We start from the raw sequence: 17704 nt of genomic DNA on the forward strand, positions 1-17704 counted from the left end.
GGCGCCATGTCGTTGCCGGTCGGGCGGCGGGGCCACTTGTTTGCCGCCGTCGGGGTCTTTGTCATGGGGTGTCCGTATGCTGCGGCACAGGTGCGCCCGGCGTCCGAGCCCTCAGCCCCGGGGTCGATCCCCGAACCCCAGCTCGACCCGCAATCCCCGCTCGCGCCGCTTCCCGGGCTCGGTGTGGACTGGCCCGATCTCGCCACGGCACCGGTCGAGCCGGCCGCGGTTGCGGACCCCGCGACCATCGCGGGCGAAACGCGCTACACCTACCGCGTCGACGGCATCGATGACGTCGGCGGATCACTCCTCCGCGAGCGGTTCGACCAGCTTTCGTCGCTCAACGCCAATCATGGTCAGCCCGCCAATGGTGCGCAACTCGACCGCCGCGCCCGCGAGGATGCGACGCTGCTGACGTCGCTGCTCAAGGCCGATGGCTATTATGACGCGCGCATCGCGACGCGGGTCGAGCCGAATGGCAGCCATCCTATCGTCATCCTCGATGCCGAGCCGGGGACGCTCTACCGGTTCAGCGGCGTGACGCTCGCGGGGGTCGATGCCGCGGGCGAAAAGCAGGCGTTGCTGCGCGACGCGTTCGCGGTGCGCAAAGGCGACCCGGTGAATTCCGATTCCATCGTCGCCGGGCAGACCGCGCTGACCACGACGATCACCGACAAGGGGTTCCCGTTCGCGGTGGTCGGCGACCCCGCGATCGTCGTCGATCGCGCGGCCAAGAGTGCGACGCTCGATCTCGCGGTGGTCCCTGGTGCGGAACGTCGTTTCGGGCATGTCGTGATGACCTCGGGCGAGAAGATCTTCGACGCGCGCCATGTCCAGGATATCGCGCGGTTCGTCCCCGGGCACCCGTATGACGCGTCAGCGCTGGTCGACCTGCGCCGCGCGCTGATCCAGACCGGACTGGTCTCGACCGTCCGGGTCGCGCCGGTCGATGGCAAGGACCCCGGCACGGTCGACATCGCGGTCGGGATCGACCGCGCCCCGCCGCGCACGATCGCGGGCGAGATCGGCTATGGCGCCGGCGAAGGCGCCCGCGCCGAAGTGAGCTGGACGCATCGCAACCTGTTCCCGCCCGAGGGCGGGCTGACGCTGCGCGGGGTGCTCGGGACGCAGGAGCAGCTGGCGAGCGTGATTTTCCGACGCAACAATTTCAACGGGCGCGACCGGATCCTGACCGCGTCGCTCACGGCGTCCAACCTCACCCGCAACGCCTATCAGGCGCGCACCTTCGGACTGGCGGCGAGCCTGGAGCGGCAGACCAACATCTTCTTCCAGAAGAAATGGACCTGGTCGCTCGGCGGAGAATTGCTCGCGTCGGACGAGCGCGACGTGATCGTCACGACCGGTGCGCCGCGGCGACGCACCTATTTCATCGGCGCGCTGCCGACGACGCTCAGCTACGACGGGTCGGACGACCTGCTCAACCCGTCGCGCGGGTTCCGGCTGAGCGGGCGGTTCTCGCCCGAGTTGTCGCTCGAAGGCAACGTCTTCGGCTATTCGCGCGTCCAGCTCGATGCGAGTACCTATCGCATGGTGACCAAGGGGACGGTGCTTGCCGGGCGAGTCCGGCTGGGGACGATCTTCGGCGCGCCGCGCGATGCGGTCGCGCCGTCGCGGCGGTTCTATGCGGGCGGCGGCGCTTCGGTGCGGGGTTATGGCTATCAGGACATCGGCCCGCGCGACCCGAATAATGATCCGATCGGCGGGCGCAGCTTGGCCGAATTCTCGCTCGAGGCGCGGGTCAAGACGTTCGGCAATTTCGGGGTCGTCCCGTTCTTCGATGGCGGCAACATCTATACCGGTGTGCTCCCCGACTTCAGCGGCATGCGCTACGGCGCGGGGATCGGGGTGCGCTATTACACCAATTTCGGCCCGATCCGGATCGACGTCGGGACGCCGGTCAACCCGGTGAAGGGCGATCCGCGGGTCGCGGTCTACGTTTCGCTGGGGCAGGCGTTTTGAGCGACGACGGGTCTGTCTTAACGCCGGACGTGGTTGTCCCGCGGCGGCGCTGGGGGCGGATCGTGCTGGGCGCGATCGCTGCAATGCTGCTGCTCGCGGTGGCGCTGGTCGGCCTGCTCGATACCGCGATCGGCCATCGCTTCCTGACCGACCGGATCGCCGCACAGCGCCCGTCGAACGGGTTGCGCTACAGCATCGGGCGGATCGATGGGTCGATCTACGGGCAGGCGACGCTGATCGACGTGCGCGTGCGCGATCGGCGCGGGCTGGTGTTCGCGGCCCCGCGCGCCGAACTCGACTGGGCACCGCTGCGCTGGGTCCACAACCGGCTCGACATCACCCGGCTGCACGTCGCGCGGGCGCGGCTCGAGCGGTTGCCCGACCTCGTCCCGTCTACGCGCAAGCAGCCGATTTTGCCCGCGTTCGACATCAGGATCGGGGCGCTCGCGATCGACCGGCTGACGCTGGCGAAACCCGTCACCGGGGTCGAGCGCGTCGGAAGGCTGGCGGGACGGGCGGATATCCGGGGCGGTCGCGCGCTGATCGATCTCGATGCCGTGGTGGCGGGGAGCGATACGCTGCGGCTCAAGCTCGACGCCGCGCCCGACCGCAACCGCTTCGACGTGGACGCGCACGCGCGCGGCACCGCCGACGGGCTGCTGGCGAAGCTGGCGGGGTTCCGGCGGACGGTCGCGCTCGATGTCGCCGGGCGCGGGAGCTGGACGAAGTGGGGCGGCAGCGCGGTCGCCGAGATCGGGACGGTGCGGCTGGCAGATCTCATCCTCGCCAACCGGGCGGGGGCCTATACGCTCGCGGGCGTGCTCGACCCCGCGCCGCTCGCGCATGGCAAGCTGCAGCGGCTGACGACCCCGCGGGTCCGCGTGCAGGGCGATGCCACGCTGGCCGACCGGCAATTGAAGGGCACGCTGTCGCTGCGGTCGGGGTCGCTGAGCGTGGAGGGCGACGGCACGCTCGATCTCGCCGCCAACGCCTTCCGCGGCGTGCGGCTGCATGCGGTGCTGTTCAAGCCTTCAGCGCTGTTCCCCAACATGACCGGGCGTGCGATCGAACTGCGGATGCTGCTCGATGGCGCGTTCGCGACCGCGCGGTTCGATTACCGGCTCGCGGCGAAGCGGTTCGCGTTCGACGACACCGGGTTCGAGGACGCGTTCGCCGCGGGGAGCGGGCGGCTGTCGCGCGCGCCGGTGCTCGTCCCGATCCGCTTCGTCGCGGCGCGCGTGACCGGGGTCGGCGATGTCGCGGGCGGAATTCTGCGCAACCTGACGATGCAGGGCGTGCTCCGCGTGACCGCGACGATGGTGACCGGGGACGATTTGCGGCTGACCTCGGACAAGCTCAACGGGCGGTTCAACCTGCTGCTCGACCTGCGCGACGGGCGCTATGACATCGGCGTCAACGGCGGGCTGTCGCGCTATCTGATCCCGGGGCTGGGGCTGGTCGACGTGCAGACCGTGCTCAAGGTCGTGCCGGGCGCGGACGGGCACGGGACTCGCGTGATCGGGCAGGGGACCGCGCAGATGGTGCGGCTCGACAACGCCTTCTTCCGCTCGCTCGCGGGCGGGTTGCCGAGGATCGTCACCGGGCTCGAGCGCACCCCCGATGGCGTGCTTCACCTCAACAATCTCGTGCTGACCGGGCCGCAGATCCGGATCACCGGCAACGGCATCCGACGGCGCGACGGGACGTTCCACTTCGAGGGCACGGGGACGCAGCAGACCTATGGCCCGCTGACGCTCAAGCTCGACGGCAAGATCGACCGCCCGACGCTCGATCTGGTCTTCAAACGCCCCAACGAAACGATGGGCCTGAGCGACGTGGTCGCGCATCTCGACCCGACCGAGGCGGGCTTTGCCTTCACCGCGCGCGGCGGATCGCGGCTCGGGCCGTTTACCGGCAATGGCGCGATCCTGCTGCCCAAGGGCGGCGGCGGGACGATCGCGATCGCGGATCTTGCGGTGAGCGGGACGCATGCGTCGGGACCGCTCGCGATCGTCGATGGCGGGTTTGACGGGACGCTGGCGATCGCGGGCGGCGGGCTGTCGGGCGCGTTGCTGTTTGCGCCGGTCGGGGACAATCAGCGGATCGAGGCGCATCTCGACGCGCGCAGCGCCACGCTGTCGAACGGGATCAGCGTCAGGCGCGCGCACCTCGATGCGGTCACGCTGCTCGATCCGGCGGGGACGACGATCGAGGCGACGCTCAACGCCGGCGGGGTGCGGCGGGGGGCGCTGGTGATCGGGCGGTTCGGTGCGCGCGCGTCGCTGCGCGGGGGGACGGGGACGATCACCGCGTCGATCGCGGGGTCGCGCGGGCGCGCGTTCGATATCCAGTCGGTGACGCAAGTTTCGCCCGATCGCTACGTCGTTTCGCTCCAGGGGACGCTCGACCGACGGCCGCTTAAGCTCGTGACGCCCGCGGTGTTCACGCGCGACGGGGCCGCCGAGCAGGGCGGCTGGCGGCTCGCGCCGACCGCGCTGAGCTTTGCCGGGGGCGATGCGCAGCTGTCGGGGCGGTTTACGCCGGGCGGCACCGCGATCGATGCGAAGGTTGCACATATGCCGCTCGCGATCCTCGACATCGGTTACCCCGGGCTGGGGCTGGGCGGGAGTGCGTCGGGCAGCCTATCCTATTCACAAAGCAGGACAAATCCCCCGACGGGGCGGATCGACATGACCGTGCGCGGGCTCACGCGTTCAGGTCTTGTGCTGACCTCGCGCCCGGTCGACGTCGGCATCGCCGGGATTCTGTCGGCCGACCGGATCGCCGCGCGCGCGGTCGCGGCGACCGCGGGCAAGACGGTCGGGCGCGCCCAGATGCTGCTCACCTTGCCCGCCGGGCCGGATCTGGCGACCCGCGTGCAGGACGCAGGCGTGTTCGCGCAGCTGCGCTACAATGGTGCGGCGGATACGCTGTGGCGGCTGACCGGGATCGAGCTGTTCGACCTGACCGGTCCGGTCGCGATCGGCGCGGATGTCGGCGGGCGCGTCAGCAACCCGCAGATCAAGGGAATCGTCCAGGCGCGCGGCGCGCGGATCGAGAGTACCGCCACCGGCACGGTGCTGACCAACGTCGTCGCGAACGGCCAGTTCGGCGGATCGCGGCTGACGATCGACACCTTCACCGCGGACGCGGGCAAGGGCGGGCGCGTGACGGGGAAGGGCGCGTTCGAGTTCGGCGCGAACAGCGGGTTCGATCTCGCGGTCCAGGCGGACCATGCGGTGATGATCGCGCGCGACGACATCGGCGCGACCGTGACCGGACCGTTGCGCTTCCTGTCCGACAAGCAGGGCGGAACGATCTCTGGCGAGCTCCGGCTCGACAAGAGCCGTTACCGGCTTGGGCAGGCGACCGCGGCGAGCGCGGTGCCGCAGCTCAACATCCGCGAGATCAACGTGCCCGGCGGCGGCAGCGAGGACGACGACACCCCGCGCACCCCGTGGCGGCTCGCGATCCACGCGCGCGCGCCCAACCAGGTGATCGTCTCTGGGCTGGGCCTGCGCAGCGAATGGTCGGCGGACCTCAAGATCGGCGGCGCGCCCGACAATCCGGCGATTGCGGGCCGCGCCGACCTGGTGCGCGGCAATTACGACTTCGCGGGGCGCACCTTCGCGCTCGAACGCGGCAAGATCCTGTTTACCGGCGACGTCCCCGCCAACCCGGCACTCGACATCGCGGCCAACGCGAGCACCACCGGGCTCAACGCGACGATCAACGTGACCGGCCCCGCGCTCAAGCCCGAGATCGCCTTCTCGAGCGTGCCCGCGCTGCCGCAGGACGAATTGCTGTCGCGGCTGTTGTTCGGCACCTCGATCACCAACCTGTCCGCGCCCGAGGCGCTGCAACTCGCGTCAGCGGTGGCGGCGTTGCAGAACGGGCGCGGCGGGCTCGACCCGATCAACGCCGTGCGGCGCGTGGCGGGGCTCGACCGGCTCCGCATCGTCTCCGCCGACCCGCAGACCGGGCAGCGGACTTCGGTCGCGGCGGGGAAATATATCACGCGGCGCTTCTACGCCGAGATCGTGACCGACGGCGCGGGATATTCCGCGACACAGGTCGAGTTCCAGGTGACGCGCTGGCTGTCGGTCCTGTCGTCGATCTCGACACTCGGGCGGCAGAGCGCGAACTTGCGGGTTTCGAAGGATTATTGAGGGCGCGCTTGGCTGCGGCAAGTGCGGTCGTTTGGCCAATCGGAGCGGACTGTCAGCGCTCCTCGGGGACGAGGAATCGCGCGGCCGTTTTCCCCTCTAAACCGACAAAGGCCGTCGATCCGTTGAGATCGACGGCCAATGGGTAATAGTGCCGGAAGTTCAGGCGTAGGTAACACGCACCCAAGGCGTCTTACGACCCCGCGCGGCAAAACCGATCATACCGAAGCCCGCGAGCATCATTGCCCATGTCGCTGGCTCCGGAACAGCGCCCGAAACCGCCTCGATCGAAACATTGTCGACGCCCTGCTGGAAAAAGCTTTGGTTGTCGACTTCGCCAAACCGGATTTGATAGCCGGTGCCAGCGCTCAGTCCAATGTTCAGCAAATTGAAGCTGTAGTTCCCGTAGGGATTGGCTCCGCTGCCATCAGCGCCAAGGTAAAGTCCGGCGACGATATCCGCTGCGTCGGTGCTGAAAACTGTTGCTCCGGCAGTGAGAATGTCGACTCGCGCGTGCTGGTTGGGCACCCCTCGATGATCGAGACCGATCGGATCGATGATCGTGTTCCCCGCCTGGTTGTTCGCGAACATCTGGAAGGTGAGAACGGCCGAGGTCGTTCCGACAGGAAGGAAAAAGCTCTGCATAAGGGCATAGGAACCCGGCCCGTTCTGATCGGTCACCGAGTAGTAGTTGCCGCCGGCTGCATTCAGCGCAGTTGCGTACCCGGAAATCGGCGAGGCAGCGCCGGGCGCCGCGATGTTGAGCTTGCCGTTCGAACCTGGGCGAACAGTGGCTGACCAACCCGTATAATCGCCCGTTTCGAAGCCGCCATTGACGATCAGTTCGGTGGCGAAGGCCGGTGCCGCGAAAGTGGCCGAAAGCAATGTCAGGAGGCTTAGTGCCTTGTTGGTGAACATCATCATCTCCTAAAGAAATTTTATTATTTCTTATATTTTTTGGAAACAACAAACTCGACTAACTGTCTTGAGTCGTCGCAGCAATATTCATACCAAATCCTTGGCATGTTTATGATCAATGACATGCAAAAATGTGCAGCTTTCAAGTGTAATCCAAAGCTACACTTGAGTGACCGGTCCGCCATCTAAAGGTAAGGAATGGGCGTCTCTGGACGTTCGGTAGATCGCTGACCCGAATGTCGCATTGTGGTGGTGAGCCGTTTGTCCGCTTTTGGGCAGGCGAATGCGGTAACGGACGTAGTCAAGCGCCGCCGGCCTTACCAAAAAGGATAGTTCAACAGAACGCAGGCGCGTTGATCGTCATGCACTCCTCTTAACGTTTGATAGCCGCCTCGCGCCGAGCGGCGACGATAGCGTCAATTTCCCGATTAGACTTGCCTTCTACGCACGCAACCAACTGCCGTTTGCTTACCACCCCCTCGGTCACGCATTGCTGCGCAACGCCACACGGAATAGCATCAAGTTCTCCTTCGCCCGACGGGCGCGTAACCCGGCAGCTTCTAAGGATCACTATCCCGCCCCGCTTTTCCATCTTCATGTCGACATCAATACGGCGCAGCTTGTTCGCAAGCACCACGATATCTGGTTCTATAGGCGTGACTGGCGAGGTTCCAGATTGCAGCGCGAACAGCAGCGACAGGATCATATAGCGGACGGCCTCAAAAGCTTCAGGACTTGCAGGCGGTCTCTCGATCAACCCACGACACCGTCTCCGCTACCATAGTTCTATGGACGCGCACGATAAATAGCGGTCAACTAATCATGCTCTGCGACCGCGGACCGCCGATACCGTTTTTCACGCATCTGATGGTAGCGGTCCGACGGCTTAAAAAGAAACGAGGCGAGATAGCTGCCGTCAGGTACGCTAAGCGTGTACTGCTCGTCGCGCGACGCTATCGATCTTCCCTGCGATCTGGTGCCACACACTAGCGGGAAGGTCATGTCCCATGCCATTGATGAGCAAGAGTTCGGCCTCCGGAATAGAAGCGGCTGTGTCCCGGCCGCAGTCCGGCAAAAACAATGGATCGTCATTTCCATGAATGACCAGCGTGGGTACAGTAACAGCCGACAGCCGAGCACGCCGATCTCCGGTCACGCCAACGGCGGCGATCTGACGGCCCGTTCCGGCGGGATCGTAGGCACGGCTGAGTTCTTCCGAAGCCAGCGCACGGTGGGCTTCCTCGTCGAAAGGGTATCCCGAGCCCGCTATGCGTCTGGCGAAGGCTGAACTTCGCGACAGGAAGCCTGCTCGATCGGAGGAAGGGTCGGGCATCGGCTGCACCATCATCGCCATGGCATCTGGTGCTGACTGCGGGAGCGCTGGGTTGCCCGTGCTCGACATAATCGAGGTGAGCGATAGGACGCGACTAGCGTGCTCGCTGGCCATGATTTGCGCGATCATGCCTCCCATGGACCGGCCAACGATGTGAGCTTGCGCAATCCCCAGCGCGTCCATCAGTCCGATCGCGTCTGCCGCCATGTCGTAGAGCGTGTACGGGACCTCCGGTCGTTCTCCCGCCCCGAGCGCTGCAGCTAGCGCGCCGAAATTCACGGCCGGGTAAGCGTCGAGGTGCGTCGAATAGCCGGCGTCCCGGTTGTCGAAGCGCACCACGCGATAACCCAGAGCTACGAGGTGGGCGCAGAACGGAGCGGTCCAGCGGATCATCTGGGTGCCAAGTCCGGCGATCAGGAGGACAACCTCACCGTTCGTATGGCCGAAGCTCTCCCAAGCCAGTTCGATCCCGTTTGCTTTGGCAATGTCCATGGTCGACGCTCTCTCTTGTTCGGTCGTTCGACGAGATCTTTTTAAGACGGCCTGCGCTCACTAGAGAAGATGTCGTTCAGATGCGAACGTCCGGAATCAGGAAAGACATTTCTGCCGGCTTATGTCCATTGTTGGGCGCTTCCGGCCCGTCCGGTCTGCCGTCCGATAGCTGCCAGTCCGCTTTGATGAACGGTCGCCGCGCCAGCAGAACCTGGACGTCGTTACCTTGTGGCAAGCGGACTCTCTGCTTACCGGGAGGTTTATTCCGATAGCAGACCTAGCGTGGCTCGGCCTTTCCTGAAGACGATGGTACTTCGAGAACGCTAAGCCTGTACGCCGATATACCTTCAGGAATCTTCTCCCTCGTCCTCCCGATCAAACATCTCCCGTGATGTGCGAAAGCTGTCGACGTTCTCGACGATCCACGTCCAAAGGGGAACCATCCTGACCAGTAGCTCCAGTCCGGTTTCGGATAGAGCATATTCTACGTGCGGAACGACCTCCTCGAAGTCGTGACGCACCACCAATCCATCGCGCTCCAGATGGCGCAGCGTGCGTGTCAGCATCCGCTGCGTAATACCGTGCATCCGTCGACCGATTTCGGCATGGCGAAGCTTGCCGTACACGCCGAGCGTATGGATGACACCAAGCGACCAGCGGTTGCCGGCGTGGGCCAATACCTCACGGCGAACCCCGTCATCATCGTCCCGCAGGCCATCGCAAACCGTTTGCGAATATCGGAGGATGTCGTCCTGGCTTAAAGATTTAACGGCAGTATCACGCATGTACCCATCTTTCACGCTTGCCCGTGGCTTGCCAGATCAGCGGCATCCAAGGTGAAACGAGTTAGAACTATGAACGATACAGTCTCCACCGTGAAATCACGCAATATCCTCGTTCTGGGTGCCGGTGAGCTTGGCATGCCAGTGCTCCGCAATCTGGCGCGTCGCGCCAAGGGCATCGACGGTGCGAAGATCAGCGTCCTTCTCCGCGAGAGTGCCGTCGAGTCTGGCGATCCCTCCAAGCAGCGTGACATCGCCGAAATTCGCGAAGCGGGGACCGAGATCGTGCTCGGCGACCTGGTGAACGACACGGTCGATGAGCTGGCATCGCTCTTTTCAGATTACGATACGGTGATCGGCTGCGCAGGCTACGCCGCGGGGATCAACACGCCGATGAAGCTCGCCAAGGCGGCGCTGCAATCCGGTATCCCGCGCTATTTCCCGTGGCAGTTCGGCGTCGACTTCGAGGCGATCGGCCGCGGCGGACCGCAGGATATCTTCGATGCGCAGCTCGACGTACGCGAGCTGCTGCGCTCGCAGGACAAGACCGAGTGGGTCATCATCTCCACGGGCATGTTCATGAGCTACCTGTTCGAGCCGGATTTTGGTGTCGTCGATCTGGAGAATAGCGAAGTTCACGCGCTCGGCAGCCTTGATACCGCTGTGACGCTGACGACGCCGGATGACATCGGTATGCTGACCGCCGAGATCGTGTTCTTCGAGCCGACGATCCGCAACGAGATCGTCTTTCTGGCCGGTGACACCGTCACCTATGGCGAGGTCGCGGACACGTTGGAGGCGGCATTGGGCCGGGCCTTCAAGCGGTCGGTCTGGACCGTGCCTTTCCTGATGGAAGCGCTGGCGAACGATCCGAACAACATGATGCGCAAGTACCGCGCCGCCTTCGCGATCGGTCGCGGTGTGTCCTGGCCGAAGGCAGGCACGTTCAACGATCGGCAGGGCCTTCCGGTCACCGACGTTGCGACCCTGATCGATGCCGATCTGCGAGGGGCGCGACGAGCAAAGTGATGTAGCCGGGCTGACGAACTAGACCGTTCCAGAGACGAACCCAGAGTGGTACGGTCGCCCCGTGATCACGCAAGCAGCCATCCGGGGCAGTCTCGCTCCCAAATCCTTTCCCGATTGGCATCTCCTGAGATGGCCTGTCGGAGACGGAGAAACGGCAAAGATCGCGCTTACCGAATCGCCGTTATCGGGAGCCTGGATCGCCAGCTTGAACGTCGAGATGTGGGCGTTTCCGGTCCGTCTGTTTGCGTGCCTGAAAGCGCACGGTCGGCCTCCGGGCACGATGAGCGCCGGCGAGGGGTCTGGGCGGGAATGGCTGGTAGCGAGCGGAACGGCAGCATTCGGGAAGACGGGGGTCGATAGCCGACATTGCGGAGCTGCGGCTTCTCTTAAAAAAGGATCGAACTCTAAAAGCGGCTGCCGCTGATGCCCTACGGACAGCCGGGCTTCGGCCACATTGGGCATTCTTCGCGCTTATCCTCGGGCCGGCGACCGGCGTTCTGCTGCAATACAATCGATCAGCGCGCGCAGGGGTGCAGGCACGAAGCGCCGGGAAAAATACAGTCTCGGGCCGTCGAACGATGGCCACCACTCAGGCAGAACGGGATGCAGCGCGCCGTTTTCGATGTACGGATCGAGCCAGTTCCTGAAGGTTCCAATGACGCCGTGACCAGCACACGCAGCGGCGATCGCGGCGGGCGCGGCATCGACGCCGATGATCAGGCGGCCCGGTGGATCGATCGTCGCCGACTCAGAACCGCGCTCGAACGCCCATGCGACGAGCGCGCCGCTCGAAAAGCGCAGCCGGATCGCGTCATGCGCGAGCAGGTCGCGCGGGCCGAGCGGCATTGCGTTTCGCGCGAGATACGACGGAGCGGCGGCATAGGCCAAGCTCTGAACCGCAGGCCCGATCGGCACCGCAATCATGTCTTTGGCGAGATGCTCTCCATACCGGATCCCGGCGTCGCAGCCCGCCGCCACGATATCTACGAGCCGATCTTCCACCTCGATTTCGACGCGGACGTGCGGGTGCAATATCAGGAAGCGGTCGATCAACGACGGAAGGATATCCACCATCACCGCTCCGGTGACATTCAGTTTGAGAAGACCGCGCACCTCGGCTTGCGAATTTGCGGCGTCCTGAAGCGCTGCCCGCGCCTCGGCAAGGAGCGGAGCGAGCCGCGCGGCCAATGCGCTTCCGGCCTCGGTCGGCATGACGCTGCGCGTCGTCCGGGTGAGAAGCGGAACGCCCAGCTGGAGTTCGATCTCGGCAATCTTCTCGCTTACGGTCGAGGGCGAGAGGCCCAGTTGCTTCGACGCTGCCCGGAAGCCACGCGCCTCCACGACGGAGAGGAACACTTTCAGGGTATCTAGGCTCGTCACCTCTGCATTGTTCGCCATGCCGATCAGCGTATCCGATCCCGGGCGGATTATCAAAGCTGCCCGAACGGCCGATCATACGCCTCAAGCAAGAGGGCTCAGGGGACGCACCGTCGCCGACCGCTGCGCAGGAGCATAGCATGACCGACAGAACCGTCCTCATCACCGGTGCCAACAAGAGCATCGGCTACGAAACCGCCCGACACTTGGGCCGGCAGGGCTTTCGGATCTGGCTCGGCAGCCGCGACGCGGATCGCGGCAGGGCGGCCGCCGAGACCCTCGCCGCCGAGGGGATCGATGTCCGCGCGCTGACGCTCGACGTGACCAGCGACGACAGCGTCCGATCCGCGTTCGCCCGCGTCGAGGGTGACGACTCCAAGCTCGACATTCTGATCAACAATGCCGGCATATCCGGTCTTCAGCCAATTCTCCCGAGCGAGCAGCCGCTCGATGACATCAGGACGATCTACGAAACGAACGTCTTTGCCCCGATCCGCGTGACACAAGCCTTCCTTCCGCTGCTGAAGGCAGCGACCGATGCCCGCGTCATCATGGTCAGCAGCGGGCTTGGCTCGCTGGGCTGGCTATCGGACCCGAGCAACCCGTTCCACGGCGTCAACATCCTCGGCTATAACAGCTCGAAAACCGCGCTCAACGCGGTGACGGTTGCGTTTGCGAAGGAACTGGCCGCCTGCGGGATCACGGTGAACGCAGCGGACCCCGGCTATACCGCGACCGACTTCAACGGCCATAGCGGATACCGCACGGTGGAGCAGGCCGCGACGGGCATCGTCTGGCTGGCGACCCGGAACGCGCGGGATACGACCGGCCGCTTCTACTTGGAGCAGAACGAGGTGCCTTGGTAAGGTGCGCAGCGCCACAATCTCACCATCCGCGCTTACACCAGCCACGACGCTGCTAACTGCCGGACGATGATGTCCGGAGGGACGGCAAGCCCGGAAGCGCCCTGGGCGCGGCGGACGGATAGTGTCGCGCCGGCGCGTCGGGTAGGGAGACGCGATGGGAATCGAGAACACCAGTCTCCACGCGACTGTCGACCGCCGGACGTTCCTGTCTGCCGGCGCGGCGCTGACGATCGCGGGCACGGGGCATGCGCGACGGGATTCCGGTGCCGCGGCGCTGGCGGCGCTGGAACGGCGCCATGGCGGGCGGCTCGGGGTCCATGCGCTCGATATGCATACCGGGCGTACGCTTGGATATCGCGCCGACGAGTCCTTCAAGCTGATGAGCAGCTTCAAGGGATTGCTGGCGGCGCTCGTCCTGTCCAACGTTTCGAAGCATCGCGACAGCTTGCAGTCTCCGGTCCGCTACGGGCCTTCCGATCTCCTGGCGGCGTCCCCGGTGACGCAGGCCAACGTCGCCCGGGGATCGATGACCGTGCGCGAGCTGTGTGAGGCGATCATGCTCCGCAGCGACAATGCCGCCGCCAATCTGTTGATGCGTCGCTCGGGCGGCCCGGCGGGCCTGACCGCGTTCCTGCGCAGCATCGGCGACCGGGTCACGCGCATCGACACTTACGAGGGGCATTTGACCGACCATCCGCTCCCGGCGGACAGCTCGACACCCCGCGCGGTCACCGAGACGGTTCGCCGGATCCTGTGCGGCCCGGTGCTGCCGATCGCGGGGCGGCGGGTGTGGGAAGGCTGGATGGCGGGCAACATCGTCGGTCGCGCGCGGTTGCGCGCCAGCTTTCCCGCGAACTGGATCGCCGGGGACCGGACCGGCACTGGCGACGGCATCTGTAACGACTTCGCCTTCGCCAGGCGTCCCGGCATCGCGCCGCTTCTGCTGAGCGCTTATTATACCGCCCCGGGATCAGAGCTCCCGGATCAGGAAGCGGTGCTGCGGGCGGTCTCGCGCCTCGTCGTCACGTGGCAGACCGCGCGCGAATGACGAACGCACCGTCGCCCGGCGGTAGCGGATGATCGGCCTCGATCCACACGGGCGCCGACCCGGGCCGGACGATCAAGGCCTGCCGCATCATCGCAGCAGGCCCGGTGTCGTCATGATCGATCGTGCGGCGAAGGATCAGGCCGCGGTGACCGCTTTCTCGATGTCGGCGACCGAGTGACCGGTAAGGTCCTTCGAGACTTCACCGACGAGCTTGGCGCTCAGCGTCTTGTGATAATGCTTGCGCAGCTCGCCCAGCGTGCGGGGTGCGGCGATGATCACCAGCTCGTCGATCGATCCGCCCATCAGCTTCTTGTTGAGCACTTCCGCGACGCCCGCGGCGAAGGCATCCTCGTCCTGCTGGCTGTCCGACGGGTTGGCGGAACTGCTCTGATGGCGTCCGCCGGAGCCCATGTTTTCGGTCGACACGTCGCCGGTCGGCTGCTCGGTGAGCTTCAACGATCCCGCATCGCCGGAATTCTTGAACAGCTTCAGATGCTCCCCGTCGACAACGGCAACGAGCGCGCCCTTTTTCAAATCTACCATGATGTTTTCCAATGAAGTTGCGTAGTTGGTCGTAACCGGAGGCCAACTCTCCTGCGCCCGGAACGGTTCATTTCGCGATGCATCCGGATTCGCGCTCCGGCGCATATGCGCCCGGATGAGGGGTGACGGTGGCGGTCGGGAAGCCCGCCGAGGCGCGCGAACGCCGGTCTGTTGCATCGGCAGCGAGGACCGGGGTCCCCTTTGTCTAGACGTTGCGCCGCCGTCATCGTGGTTAGCCGTCTTCGCGGTACCGGCCGATGCGAAGCCACCGCTGGTGGGGAAGGACGTTGAACACCAGGATGCTGAGCAAACTGCTTATCCAGATGTTGCGCTCTGCACGAAGTGTACCGATGACGGGTTCCATGGCGTACAAAAGTCCAGAAAAACCGACGCCAATTCCGAACATCAGTATCGACACCAGTGTAAATCGAAACAGGAGCCTCACGGCAGGGTTCCTTCCGCTACGTGCGAATAGCTGAAGCGCGACTGTTCGCCTGCAGGCGACACTGGTCCGTCTATACTATTACCCGTCTGTTGAAAGGGAGCGACTGTCCCGTTACCCGTGCCGTGCGCCGATCTAGCCTCGACTTGGCGCGAGCCGTCCGGGTATTTCGGAGAGAGAAAGCGCAAAGGGCAGGCGATCGTGGCGACCGAACAGACCGATGCCTATCTCGCCGCGCTGTTTGGGGATTCGTACAAACGCGAACTCGATGCGGATGAGGCGATCTGGCGGTCGTTGCCGTTCTTCGCGGCGATACTCGGGATTGCGGTTGCGGTCCTGCCCGCGGTGTATCGCGCGGCGCGCGCGGTGCGCGGGCTGGAGTGGGCGATCGGTGTCGGTGCCTTGCTCGCGGGGTCGCTGCTGTGATTCGCGATTGCCGGGCGGTGGTTCTGGGACGTGGTCCGGCTGCAACCCTATCGGCATCCGCCAAACGAGGTCGAACTGCTCGATTACGCGCAGACGCTGGCGTCCTTCTACGCGGACCAGAGCGAGGGGCCGGTCGATCGCGACGCACGGATCCGCGGCGATCTGCGCAAGCTGATGATCGAGGAACTGGCGGATGCGGCGACTTGCAACCGGCGCAACAACACCGCCAAGGCGCATGCGCGGGGGCAGGTGCTGCTGTTCGCGATGACCGGCTTCCTGCTCGCATTCCTGGCGGAAGCGGCTATATTACTGAGCGAGGCGCTTGTCGCATGATGGGCGTGCGGCGCTTCGGAGACTGTCGTGATGGCTGACCGATCGAAAGACGCCGAACCGAAACGGGTCCCGCAAAAGCCTGAGCCGCCCAAGGGGCACACCGTATTGCAGGGCGCGAGCTTCACGCTGCGCCCGCTTCGATCGCGGGATGCGCGACCGGCGTAGGTCTGCGCCGACTATCCTTTTTGCGCGTCTTTTTCGAACGCTTCCCCGGCGGAAGCGTGGCTTCTGCTAAATCATCGCTGTTCTCCCGCGAAAGCGGGAGTCCAGGAGTCGCGGGAACTGTAAGCCGTTGTTTTGCTCGGCCCTGGATTACCGATTTCGCGGGAAAACAGCAGAACAAGCGTCCGTGAACCGACTTTCGCGAAAGTCTCGCGAGGACCGGGGTCCATTAGCGAAGGTCTTGCCAACTGAGCGCGGCGCTCGCCAGCATTTGTCTCGCTACTGGGCCCCGGCCTTCGCCGGGGAAGGAGACGCCGAGCGATCTCAGCCCGGCGCGCCCACCACCGTCTTCACTTCCATGAAATCGGTCAGCCCGAACTTGCCGTTCTCGCGCCCGTTGCCCGATTGCTTGTAGCCGCCGAACGGCGCGTTGCCGTCGGGGCTCCACGAGTTGATCGTCACCAGCCCGGCGCGCAGCCGCGGCGCGACCCGGGCGGCGGCGGCGGGGTCGCCCGAGATCGTCGCGGACAGGCCGAACGGCGTGCCGTTGGCGATCTTCACCGCTTCGTCCTCGGTGTCGTAGCGCGTGATCGTCGCGACTGGGCCGAACACTTCCTCCTGCGCGATCCGCATCTCCGGCGTCACGTCGGCGAACAGCGTCGGCTTGATGAAATAGCCCGCGTTGCGGCCATCCGGGCGCCCGGTCCCGCCGGTGACGAGCGTCGCGCCCTCGTCGATCGCGGACTGGATCAGCCCCTGGATCTTGTCGAACTGCGCCTTGTTGACGACCGGGCCGATATGCGCGCCCATCTGTGCGGGGTCGCCGACTTGCGTTCCCTCCATCATCGCCTTGACGATCGCGGTGGCTTCGTCGACCTGGCTCGCGTGGACGAGCAGGCGGGTCGGCGCGATGCAGCTTTGCCCCGAATTGGCAAGCACGCCCTGGACGGTCGGCGGCAGCACCGCGCCCAGATCCGCGCCTTCGAGCACGAGGTTCGCGGCCTTGCCGCCAAGTTCCTGATGGACTCGCTTGACCGTCGCGGCGGCGGCCTGCGCGACCGCGATCCCTGCGCGAGTCGATCCGGTGAAGCTCACCATGTCGACGTCGGCGTGGCTGGAAAGCGCGGACCCGACGCCGGCACCGTCGCCGTTGACGAGGTTGAACACGCCCTTCGGCACGCCGGCTGCGTCCATGATCTCGGCGAGGATGACCGCGCAGCCGGGGGATTCCTCGCTCGGTTTGAGGATCATCGTGTCGCCCGCGGCGAGCGCGGGGGCGACCTTGGCGGTGATCTGGTTGAGCGGCCAGTTCCACGGCGTGATCATCGCGACGACGCCGAGCGGCTCGTGCACCACGGTCGAGCGGCCGATCCGTTCCTCGAACTGGAAGGCGTTCAAGGCCTTGAGCGTCGAGAGGAAATGCCCGAGCCCGGCGGGGACCTGCGCCGCCATCGCGAAGCCGATCGGTGCGCCCATCTCGTTGCTGACCGCCTGCGCGAGATCGGGGATGCGCTTCTTATATTCCTCGATGATCCGCTCGAGCAGCGCGGCACGCTCGGCGACGCTGGTCTGCGAGAAGGTCTCGAACGCGGTGCGCGCGGCGGCGACCGCGGCGTCGACGTCGGCGGGGGTGCCGAGCGTGATCTCGGTACACGGCTGCTCGGTCGCGGGGTCGATCACGTCGTGGCGTGCGCCGCCCTGGCTCTCGACCCAGGCGCCATCGATATAGTGCTTGAGATAGCTCTTCATCCTCAGCCTCCGCATTTTTTTGAATTTGGGGTACGCGGGGCCATATCTGCCGTGCGTC

Annotated in this window: 15 protein-coding genes; 7 read left to right on the forward strand and 8 right to left on the reverse strand. The window is 65.3% G+C overall.

The features are described 5' to 3' along the window. Positions 1-6 precede the first annotated feature (6 nt). Both RI03_RS06485 and RI03_RS06490 read left to right on the forward strand, forming a co-directional pair. Positions 7-1980 carry an autotransporter assembly complex protein TamA gene (locus RI03_RS06485; protein ID WP_010216041.1) on the forward strand — a complete coding sequence of 658 codons (1974 nt, stop codon included), beginning with the start codon at positions 7-9 and terminating at the stop codon, positions 1978-1980. An 83-nt stretch (positions 1981-2063) separates the two neighbouring features. Further along, positions 2064-6149, forward strand: coding sequence for a translocation/assembly module TamB domain-containing protein (locus RI03_RS06490; RefSeq protein ID WP_051007240.1), 4086 nt, complete (start codon positions 2064-2066; stop codon positions 6147-6149). Positions 6150-6308: 159 nt separating this feature from the next. On the opposite strand, the gene RI03_RS24555 is transcribed toward RI03_RS06490, so the two are convergent. The 4 genes from RI03_RS24555 to RI03_RS22635 form a co-directional block, all read right to left on the reverse strand. Then, complete coding sequence (locus RI03_RS24555; protein ID WP_010216045.1) at positions 6309-7070, reverse strand: PEPxxWA-CTERM sorting domain-containing protein; 762 nt, start codon at positions 7068-7070, stop codon at positions 6309-6311. Between the two features lie 367 nt (positions 7071-7437). Continuing rightward, a complete protein-coding gene (locus RI03_RS06500; RefSeq protein ID WP_010216046.1) occupies positions 7438-7770 on the reverse strand; it encodes a hypothetical protein in 333 nt (110 codons plus the stop codon). A gap of 219 nt (positions 7771-7989) precedes the next feature. Next, positions 7990-8889, reverse strand: coding sequence for an alpha/beta fold hydrolase (locus RI03_RS06505; RefSeq protein WP_010216048.1), 900 nt, complete (start codon positions 8887-8889; stop codon positions 7990-7992). A 347-nt stretch (positions 8890-9236) separates the two neighbouring features. Then, the gene (locus RI03_RS22635) at positions 9237-9674 is read right to left on the reverse strand and encodes a winged helix-turn-helix transcriptional regulator (RefSeq protein WP_026046503.1); all 438 of its coding nucleotides are present in this window, start codon (positions 9672-9674) and stop codon (positions 9237-9239) included. Positions 9675-9743: 69 nt separating this feature from the next. Between RI03_RS22635 and RI03_RS06515 the strand changes: the two genes are divergently transcribed. Next, a complete protein-coding gene (locus RI03_RS06515; protein WP_010216050.1) occupies positions 9744-10700 on the forward strand; it encodes an aromatic alcohol reductase in 957 nt (318 codons plus the stop codon). Between the two features lie 471 nt (positions 10701-11171). Here RI03_RS06515 and RI03_RS06520 read toward each other — a convergent pair whose 3' ends face one another. Beyond that, positions 11172-12098: a LysR family transcriptional regulator gene (locus RI03_RS06520; RefSeq protein WP_037514906.1), complete on the reverse strand. Its 927-nt coding sequence runs from the start codon at positions 12096-12098 to the stop codon at positions 11172-11174. A 119-nt stretch (positions 12099-12217) separates the two neighbouring features. Here RI03_RS06520 and RI03_RS06525 point away from each other — a divergent pair, with 119 nt between their 5' ends. Both RI03_RS06525 and bla read left to right on the forward strand, forming a co-directional pair. Beyond that, entirely contained in the window at positions 12218-12943 is a 726-nt protein-coding gene (locus RI03_RS06525) for an SDR family oxidoreductase (protein WP_010216054.1), read from the forward strand. Between the two features lie 154 nt (positions 12944-13097). Then, on the forward strand, positions 13098-13991 hold the full coding sequence (bla, locus tag RI03_RS06530; protein WP_010216057.1) for a class A beta-lactamase: 894 nt from the start codon (positions 13098-13100) through the stop codon (positions 13989-13991). A gap of 135 nt (positions 13992-14126) precedes the next feature. Here the strand turns inward: bla and RI03_RS06535 are convergent, their stop codons facing one another. Both RI03_RS06535 and RI03_RS24025 read right to left on the reverse strand, forming a co-directional pair. Then, positions 14127-14534, reverse strand: coding sequence for a host attachment family protein (locus RI03_RS06535; RefSeq protein ID WP_037514908.1), 408 nt, complete (start codon positions 14532-14534; stop codon positions 14127-14129). A gap of 232 nt (positions 14535-14766) precedes the next feature. Next, positions 14767-14979, reverse strand: a complete 213-nt coding sequence (locus RI03_RS24025) for a hypothetical protein (protein ID WP_026046504.1) — start codon at positions 14977-14979, stop codon at positions 14767-14769. A 198-nt stretch (positions 14980-15177) separates the two neighbouring features. Here RI03_RS24025 and RI03_RS06545 point away from each other — a divergent pair, with 198 nt between their 5' ends. Together RI03_RS06545 and RI03_RS06550 are read left to right on the forward strand one after the other, a co-directional pair. Next, complete coding sequence (locus tag RI03_RS06545) at positions 15178-15402, forward strand: hypothetical protein (RefSeq protein WP_010216059.1); 225 nt, start codon at positions 15178-15180, stop codon at positions 15400-15402. A 30-nt stretch (positions 15403-15432) separates the two neighbouring features. Continuing rightward, positions 15433-15735 (forward strand): hypothetical protein, encoded by a 303-nt coding sequence (locus RI03_RS06550; protein WP_010216061.1) that lies wholly within the window; start codon positions 15433-15435, stop codon positions 15733-15735. Positions 15736-16221: 486 nt separating this feature from the next. Here the strand turns inward: RI03_RS06550 and RI03_RS06555 are convergent, their stop codons facing one another. Then, positions 16222-17646 carry an aldehyde dehydrogenase family protein gene (locus RI03_RS06555; protein WP_010216063.1) on the reverse strand — a complete coding sequence of 475 codons (1425 nt, stop codon included), beginning with the start codon at positions 17644-17646 and terminating at the stop codon, positions 16222-16224. Between the last annotated feature and the right edge of the window lie 58 nt (positions 17647-17704).

This window comes from Sphingomonas sp. PAMC 26621 (assembly GCF_000251145.1).
Taxonomy (GTDB): domain Bacteria; phylum Pseudomonadota; class Alphaproteobacteria; order Sphingomonadales; family Sphingomonadaceae; genus Sphingomonas.